7 protein-coding genes are annotated in these 9,301 nt (G+C 31.8%); all 7 read right to left on the bottom strand.

Translation table 11 applies throughout. The features are described from left to right. Nucleotides 1-207 precede the first annotated feature (207 nt). Nucleotides 208-597 (bottom strand): LuxR C-terminal-related transcriptional regulator, encoded by a 390-nt coding sequence (locus Q0K52_RS13815; protein WP_297300433.1) that lies wholly within the window; start codon nucleotides 595-597, stop codon nucleotides 208-210. Further along, the gene (locus tag Q0K52_RS13810) at nucleotides 594-794 is read right to left on the bottom strand and encodes a hypothetical protein (protein WP_297300432.1); all 201 of its coding nucleotides are present in this window, start codon (nucleotides 792-794) and stop codon (nucleotides 594-596) included. The genes Q0K52_RS13815 and Q0K52_RS13810 overlap by 4 nt, the downstream gene beginning before the upstream one ends. A gap of 11 nt (nucleotides 795-805) precedes the next feature. Further along, entirely contained in the window at nucleotides 806-2,821 is a 2,016-nt protein-coding gene (locus Q0K52_RS13805) for a hypothetical protein (RefSeq protein WP_297300431.1), read from the bottom strand. 183 nt (nucleotides 2,822-3,004) lie between these two features. Next, nucleotides 3,005-4,129, bottom strand: a complete 1,125-nt coding sequence (locus Q0K52_RS13800) for a hypothetical protein (protein ID WP_297300430.1) — start codon at nucleotides 4,127-4,129, stop codon at nucleotides 3,005-3,007. Between the two features lie 105 nt (nucleotides 4,130-4,234). Then, the gene (locus Q0K52_RS13795) at nucleotides 4,235-4,690 is read right to left on the bottom strand and encodes a hypothetical protein (RefSeq protein WP_297300428.1); all 456 of its coding nucleotides are present in this window, start codon (nucleotides 4,688-4,690) and stop codon (nucleotides 4,235-4,237) included. 147 nt (nucleotides 4,691-4,837) lie between these two features. Beyond that, entirely contained in the window at nucleotides 4,838-5,677 is an 840-nt protein-coding gene (locus Q0K52_RS13790) for a hypothetical protein (protein WP_297300426.1), read from the bottom strand. Continuing rightward, entirely contained in the window at nucleotides 5,674-9,156 is a 3,483-nt protein-coding gene (locus tag Q0K52_RS13785) for a phage tail tape measure protein (RefSeq protein WP_297300424.1), read from the bottom strand. Before Q0K52_RS13785 ends, Q0K52_RS13790 begins: the two co-directional genes overlap by 4 nt. Nucleotides 9,157-9,301: the final 145 nt, after the last annotated feature.

The raw sequence follows: 9,301 nt of genomic DNA, 5'->3' as shown, positions 1-9,301 counted from the left end.
AAATTATGATACACCTATGTTATACTTTAAAAAACTAAGGAATACTTAATGCAATATGTCTGGCTCCTGTGCAATATTTTTCTAATATTGATGTTTCTTTTTTACTTAATTCTGTTATACTTTCTTTTGCCATGTTTTATCCTTATATCTATATTCATACACTTATATAAAAAAATATAAGGATAATTCATACGGCACATAACAAAATTATAAAATATACGGCATTATTTGAATTACTGATTCTTTAATTTCTTTTTTTATATTATTTAATTTTTGAGAAACATTACTTTGAGACATTCTTAATTTTTTTGCTATTTCTTTTTGAGTATATCCTTTTGACAGCATATCTAGCATTTCTCTTTGATCTTTTTTAAGTAATGCTATTATTATTCTTTTACTGTCTCTATCTTCTACTTTTGAAAGTCCGAAAGTATATATAACTTTAGAAATATCTGTTTCAAATACATTAAATGTAGAATCAGAATAAATATCATTATTATTTTTTTTATTTCTTATTGCTTTTTTCATATCATCACATAACTCTCTGCATTTATCTCTCTTATGACATAAATTGCAGGTATTAGTATTTTTTTTCATTTTTTATCTCCTAAATTATTTATATACTCTGCTATTTTTAAAGCATCATAAGTATTGCAAATATTTTTAATATTTAATTTTTTTTTCGCAGAATCTATATCATTTTTCAGCTCAATATACTCAGTGTAATTATTGCTGTATGCTATATCTTCTACTGACATATTATCTATTGCAATAACTCCTAAACTTGTAATCATAATTAATCTCCTTATAATTGCCTTAATTTAATAACATTATCAAATATATTAAGTTTAATTATTTCACACTTACAAGGCTTTATATAATAAGTGCCGTTTTCTCTTTTATATTCAAACTCTACTATATCAAACAATTGTAGAAAATCTAAAGTTTCATAATACTCAAATGTATAATACTCTTTTAATAAATACCTGCTTCTCATTATTTCATTAGATAAACTGATAGCATCTTCTTTTCTTTTTAATAAAGTTTCAAACTCTTCATGTGCATTTATTCTATGTCTTTTTTTAGCTTCTTCTTCAAAATCAGTATTTTTGTATGTAGACTTTAATAAATCATATTTAATACTGCAGCTTGATAAATATTCATCACTTTCTACTGTTTTATCAACTCTTCCCATACAATATTGTTTGATTTTATATTTTGCTTCATTGCTGCGAAATCTGGTACTAATAAAATCTATTTTATTATCATATATTTCTAATCTTCCTTGTTCTAAGAAAGAGAGTTCTCCTATCAAATCAAGTGTAGTCTTTTTATTATCATTATCAAGCAAAACAGCTATTTCCCTTGAACGTTCTTCTTCAAGCTGCCAATTCTCTATGTTATAATTTTCTTTAATGTATGCTATGTTTTCATAATCTTCTAAAATCTCTCTTATTAAAGTTAAAGATTTGTAAGGAGGAATATCTATTTCTGCATATATTTCATATAAATTATCATTAGTATCAGTTATAGAATGTACTTGGTTTTTTCCCCTAAAAATTAACTGACCTTTTTCTTTATCTAATGTCCATACTCTTTGGCTTCCTTTTCCATCATTGTAATCCTTGAACTCAGGAATAAATATTTCTAATTCTCCGCTTATTACAGTTCCATCATGTTCTATTATGTCATTTTCACTTTCTGGAGTTTCTATAAAATATATATGCGGCTTTAATTTATTTTCATCAAGCTTGTCATTCCTATTAACAATACTTTCTATAGCATGTCTTGATGTGTCGCATATTTCAAAAACTACCTCAGGAATCAAATCAGGATTTAGTATGCTTGGAGTATAATATTTTATAGGCTTTAATTTTACTGTAATGCCATGTCCCGCTGCTAAAGTTCTGCATGTATCAATAGTATCTTCTCCGCTTTGCACATTCTCAGGAAAGTTCTTTAAATCTGGGTATTCTTTTTCACTAAAAACATTTTTAGGAAGTTCTGTAGAAAAAGAAGCTCTTATATCCGATGCTGTTATTGTTACAGTTTCTAAAAAAGAATATTCAGGCTTTTGAATAAAACCAGAGAATATAATTTTTGAATCTGAAAAATCGCTTATTGCTGCTACGCTCCCAGCCTCATTATAAGCTCCTGCCGATTTGTTAAAATCGGCAGGCATTCGGCTGTCCGCTTGATAGTCAAATATCTGCCTGACTAAAAACCTATTGCCGTATAAATTAGAAAAATCATCAAAAAGTCCATCATCATTTCTTAATGTAACAGACATCTCATTCGTTTGAATAGTGTCAAAAGAAAGTGAATCACCTTCTATATCTGCAGTGTCTATTTCTTCAACACGAGGCTCTATGTACATATTATTTAATTCAGTAATTAGGCGACTGCCCGCCTGTGGCGAATTATTATTACTATCAAGCCATTCACGTGTAGAGAATAATCTTTTAATATTTATAATAATATTCTTTTTGCTGTAAGGAGTTTCAAAGTTATTAAAATGTATAGCTATATAATTAATATTATCTTTTTTATATTGATAATAAGATTTATTTTGTTTATAAAGAGCTTCTAAAGAAAATACTTCTATATATCCTCTATCATTGTCAACGCTTATAGAACCAATATTAAATAAATTATACAATTCATTTTCTTCTATATTAAATAATTCATTAAAATAAGAATCTCTGTATAATGAATATATTTCATTAATACTTGCAATCCATACACCTCCACAAGGTGTAAATATCAATCTAGTATCAGGACTAGAAATATCAAGTTCTATAATATTGGCAAAACTCTTCATTACTATTGCTATGTTCGCCTCACACTATAGGAGCGAATAAGCAGGCTTATTCGCTTGTTCGGCTCACTTCCTCCTATATAACCTATTTCTGCATATATTTATTATTGTTATACTCGTGCTCACCTATAAATAGATAGTAAATAAATTTACTATCTGGCTCGCACTCGTTTTCTTCTATATAACCTATTTCTGCATATATTCTATAACTGCTGAGCCGTCTTGTCCTTTTTCTCCATTGGCAGCATTGGAAGGATTAGTACCGCCAGTACCTCCAACTCCAACTATTATTTTTATTTTAGAGGAAGATCCAAGCATTCCTCTTGTTACATCTACTATAGCAGCACTTCCACTTCCTCCTCCAGCAGAAGCAACACCTACAATAGAACCATTTCCACCGTTTCCGCCACTTGCCAAAGTCGTATTGTTGTTAAATACAGCTCCTGTATTTGGATTTTTTTGATCATATCTTGTGGTAGTTCCATTATTCCCATTTATTAATTTACCTTGTCCGCTTGCAGTTCCTCCTTTTCCACCATTAAAAGTTATAGTACCTGTTTTAACTGCTATTTGTCCGCCTTGACATGTTGTTATAGCTTTATTATTTATTAATATTTGGGAGTCACCACCTACTGTTGGTTCTGTACCTATTTGCTGTCCTAGACCGTAATATCCGCCAGCACCACCTGAAGTTATATGAACTGTAATACTATTAACATCATTTGGAAAAGTAAACTCATGTGTACCTGCTTTAAAGCTAACAGTTTTTCTTTTTAATGTTTGACCTTTTCTTCCTATGTCATTAATATTCCAATATTTCTTTTCTACATATCCGCCTAAATTAGCATCATATTTCATTGATATTCTTAGATATTTTTCTGAACATTTTCTTTGAGAATCTAACTTATAAAAGCCTCTATTCTCATAATCGTAGGTTGGAAATCCATTGCCGACTGTTTCACTATATCCGCCTGCTATTTCTGCTCTTAAATAATCATTGTCTTTATTATTAGAATCTCTTACTATAACAAGTTTAATAAATCTTAAATCCTGCTTAATTACGCCTCCGCTGCTAATATTATCAGTTAGTTTTATATTCTCATTTGTTTCAAATAATCTTCCTTCAAACTCACAGATACTTCCTGCCAAAATATCTGGAAGTTCTCTGTCTGTATCACTCCAATGATTTAATTTTATACCATCAAAGGCAGTATGAAGCATACGCATTTTTTGAATAATGATATTCTGCTGTCTATAGCTATCTAATAAATTGCTTGGATTTTCTGTTGGTTCTTTAATTACTCTAAACATTAATATACTCCATTATTGCTAAGCTCGCCTCACACTATAGGAGCGAATAAGCAGGCTTATTCGCTTGTTCGGCTCGCTTAATTCCTGATATGTGTAATTAATTTTTTAATACACTTCATTATTATAATTGTCTAAATAATAGCCTTTATATCTATTGCCGTCATAATACATATAGTAAGCTATATATTTATATAGCTCTCCATTAACTTCTTTATAAAATCCGCCAAGCTCTTCATTATAAAAACAATCAAGGCTTGTAACTAGTTCAGCCATTAAGTTTTTGCCGTTATTAGACAGTTTCAATCTTATATATCTATTTCCTTCATCTGTGCTGTTATCAATAAGTTCTATATCCTCTTTACTTTCATATATGGTATTACAAAATAAACAAATAGAGCCTTTCATTAAAATTGGAGGTTCTATATCTAAAAAATGATTAAGTTTAATTCCTTCAAAAGCTGTATATAAAAATCTAGTTTTATTTAATAAAATATTTTGCTGTTTATATCCTTCCTTAATTGTAAGCGGTATGCATGAAGGCTCGTATATTAACTCAAACATATTATTTTATTTCCCTAAATGTTAATTCTGTAGAATACTGATATAAGTCATTCTTTTTATTATTGCTATACTCGCCTACGCTTATAATTATCTGACAAGTAAACTTGTCAGATGCTTCGGCTCGCTTTTTAATATTATATTCCATAATTATTTAATCTCTCTGAAAGTTAGCTCTGTAGAATACTGATATAAATCATTCTTTCCTTTCTTAAAAGTTATCTCTTCATTAGTACATACATAAAGCCCTGATTTCATATAGTATTTAATATTATTAAAATTAGCTTTAATATTTTTTTCTTTGCTTGCATATTTAGATCTGTTATATTTGCTTTTATTATACTTAGCATATTTTATTACTGTTTCTCCGTCAGAAGGTATATTTTCTTCAATCCATACTTGAAGAACAAAAGGTTCAAAATTACTTATATCAAAAAAGTTAATTATTTTATCTCTGTCAGCATTTGTCAGATATGGAAAAGATACTTTCCAAGTATCATAACTTTTAAAAGGCAGTTTCCTATAAAAATAATGTCCTGTCAAAGAAAAATATTGATTATGAGTATAATTAACAGTATGTGTTTTTTGTTTATCATGCGGAGGAAAATCTATGCCTTCGCCTATTATTAAATATCCGCATTCAAGCATACGGCTGTCTGATTTTTTAGTAAAAGTTATTTTTACATTTCTAAAGTTTATAGGTGATATATTATGAATAGCCTGTTTGTTTATTATACTAATAGTATATGTAAATGTATCATTATTAATATCTGTTATTTCTAGTTTTATTTTGTCAGCATTAGTATTAAATATTGCTATTTCATTTATGATGCCGTTTCCTAACAAAGCTAAAGTTCCTTCAGTTTCGCTTGCAAACTTACCAACTTCAAGAGTTTGATAGTTAAACATATTAGAAATAGGGAAAAAATCATCTTCACTAGAAAAAGTATATTCAAAATTATTAAAAATATTATTATGCAGTAATCTCATAAAATACCTCTTTGACTAACAACTTTAACTCCTCTTTTGCTTAAATTAAGCATAGTGCTTGCAACTATCTTGCCGTCGAGCATTAAATAAACAGGCTGGTTATACGACTGTACGCCTTCAGCGAATACTATATCCGAAGTTTTTGTGTCTGCATAATAACTGCCGTCTTCTCTTTTGCTCGCTTCAAAAATCTGACTTCCTATTTTTGAAAGTATTCTATCTTCAAGAGGTATAACCGCTTCATCGCTTGCTCCCTCTCCGATTACAGCATTAATTCCTCCGTTTCTTCTTTCAACAAGTCCGCCCCTCGCTAAGTATTTAGGCTCCTGAGGTTTAGCCTGACTTAATGATGCTAGATTAACAGCCCCTCCTGCTACTATACCTGCAAGCACCGCATAAGCTGCCAAAGATGCCGGAAAAGGAACTGCCATAGCTGAGGCTATAGCACTTACTGCCGCCTGTGCTATAGAAGCTGTTGCCTGTACTAAAGACATTTTCCAGCTTTCTGTCTGGGCTTGATATTCAAGCCTCATCTTCTCATTGTTATAATTTTTTTCTATTTCTGCCTGCTTAGCTTTAGCTTCTTCTTCTATTTGTATTTTGGCCAGCTCTTTTTGTTTCTCTTCAAGTTCAGCTTTTATTCTCTCCTGTTCATAAAGTCCTAGAGCAACTTTCTGCCTATTTTGTAACTGCTTTATTTCTTTTAATAAACTCTGTTTTTGAGAGTTCTCCATTATTCCTATAGCTTCAAGTTTTGCTTTCTTTTCTTCTTCTATCGCTTCTAATGCTGCCTCTTTACGCTCCTCATTTTTCTCTATTTCATATTCTATAGACTGTATCTTCATTTCCTGAACTGTGCTGTAAAAGTCAGACATACTGCCTATTAAATCATTAATCATTTGAGACCAATTATTGTAGAAGTAAACAGAAGCGTTCTCGCCGCCGGCTTCCTTCCACAAGCCGCCGAACTTCTCCTTAAGTATATCCACTTGCCCGCCCGTCAGCTTTATCTCGCTTGCTATATTCTCTATTCCGCTTCTTACTATCTCGCTTTTCTCTCCTTGCTGTTCGGCTTCGCTTATTTTATCTCCGAACTCTTCAGCAACTGCAACGCCTCTTTCATAAGCGGATATACTGTCTTCTATTTCTTTTACTAATTCAGAAAATCTGTCAGTTGTTATTCTTTCTAATGCATAACCGTAATTATCACTTAAATATTTTATTTGATTAGTATTTAAGTTTAGTACTGTACTCATTTCTGTGAGTATAGCACCTACTTTGTCTTTTTTAGCTTCTAAAGCCTCAGCATCACTGATTTCAGCTCCCATATTACGAAGGTTGCTGACTCTGCGGTTTTCCTCTGCCTCTGCTTTTTTTAGTAAAGCTAAATAATCTTCATAAGTTTTTGTTTTATCTTTAGTAGACGCAGATAAATTATTATTCGCTTCTATCTCTTTATCTGTTATACTAATGCCGTCTATTGAAAGAGCTTTTCTTTCTCTAATATTTGTATTTAATTTAGTAATCTCAGTATTTAATGCCTCCTGCTTAGACTTCCATTTCTCTACTTCCTTTCTAGCTTCTTCTAATTTATCAGCAGGAACTGCTCCAGCACCATCTAATACATTTAAATCCTGATATATTCCTTTCTCAAAATATTCTTTTGCCTTATTATACTCTTCAGTTACTTTTTTATAATTTTCTGTTGCTCTAGCTAGTTTTTCAGCTTCATCTGAAGTCATAAAATCTTCATCTTTAGCTTTTCTAGCATCTATGACGCTGTAAGCATCAAGCATTTTTGTTTTTAAGTTTGGAAATAATGAAGTAAGTTCTTCTGTTAATTCATTTAATCTTTTTGTTTCCTCTGCATCAAGATTTTTTGCTTTTGCTAAATTGTTATATTCTCTAAATAGTAAAGCTATATTATCAGCTTCTCTATTTAATCCCATCAAATCAGATGTATCTGTAGTAGAATTATCATAGAGTTCTTTTTTTAATTTTCTTATTTCTTGCCCTGTCTTATAAGCATTTACTGCCAATGCTGCAAGACCTGCACTAACTGCTGTAACAATTCCAATAGGAGTAGCAACCATTACTGTATTTAATGCTTTCCAAGCTGTACTTAATCCTTGAATAGAGCTTGCTGATGTCTTTAATACATTTACAGCATTTTTAAAATCTTTTATAGTTTTCTTAGCTTCTTTTAATCCTCCTGCAAGCCCTGCTATACCTTTTAATGCAGGACCGAAACCTGCTATCAACCCTACAGTACCCGCACTCACCGCCTGCATAGGTGCAGGCAGATTATTAAAAGCTCCTATTAATGCACCTATAGTATTTATTAATTTCTCTGCTGTCGGTATCAAGCTATCCTTAAAAAAAGGAAGCAGGCTCTCTTCAGCTACAGGTAAAAGATTGTTTCCAAGCTCTATAACCAAAGCCTCTGTTTCTGCTTTTATTCTTTCAAACTGTCTGGCAGGTCCGTCATCTATAGCTTTAAAAGCCTCATTAGTAGCACCTGCAGATTTATTCATCTCTTCTAAAGTTTCTTTAAAAGCTTTAGCATTCTTTCCGCTTAAAGATAAAACTGCATTTCCAGCCTCCACGCTTGAAAACATAGAAGTTACTTCCTTACCATTTGCCCTTGCTGATTCCTCCATCATCTGCAAGGCTTCCTGCAGATTACCGCCTTCTTGTATAAACTCCTTAAAGCTTTTTCCTGATATTTCTTTGAAAGTATTATCTGCTGTGCTTCCTTCTTTATTAAGTTCTACTAAAGCCTGCCTAATCTGAGTAGTAGCCTGTGCAGTCGGAGTACCCATAGAAGTCATTAATGCAATAGCAGCTCCTATATCTTCAAACTTCACTCCTATAGCAGAGGCGGTCGGTATAACGTTATATAAAGTGCCTGCAAGCTCTTCATAACTTGCCTTTCCGATTTTTATTGTAGAAAATATAACATCTGATGCATTCTGAAAACTTAAAGTTTCCTGCCCGTAAGCATTAACAACGCTTGTAAGTCCGTCAACTGAAACCGACATATCTGTAACACCTGCAACAGCACCTTTTGAAGCCTGTTCTAAAAACTCAAACAGATTATCTTCAGGTACTCCTGCACTTAAGGCATCATAAGCTGCTGTAACAACTTCTTCAGGAGCTTTACCCGCTTCTTTAGCAAAATCAAGTAAATCATCTCTTAAAACATTTAAAGAATCTTTACTTAAATTAGGCAAAAGAGAAAGTATTTTACGCATACCGTTGTCGAAGTCTATAGCTTTTTTAGTTGCTAATGATAAAGCTGTTGTTCCTGCCGCTATTGGCACAGTTAAACTTTTAGCAGCTAAAGAACCGAACTTATCAAAAGATTTTCCTATTTTATCAAAGCCTTTTTCTAAGTCAGTTGTTTTATCTTTAAGTTTTCCGAATGCTTCAATAGCCTGAGATGCATCCGCATTAATATATACGTTTAGTTTACTCATTGTTGCTATGCTCCTTCCAGCCTATAAATGCAAAGCAAGTAAACTTACTTTGCGGCTGTCAGTCGCTTTCCTTGTTGCTATGCTCCTTCCAGCCTATAAATGCAAAGCAAGTAAACTTACTTTGCGGCTGTCAGTCGCTTTCCTT

It is taken from the genome of uncultured Brachyspira sp. (assembly GCF_944390845.1).
Lineage (GTDB): Bacteria > Spirochaetota > Brachyspiria > Brachyspirales > Brachyspiraceae > Brachyspira > Brachyspira pulli.
The sequence above is the reverse complement of the archived record's forward strand: the minus strand, read 5'-3'. Positions and strand labels throughout refer to the sequence as shown.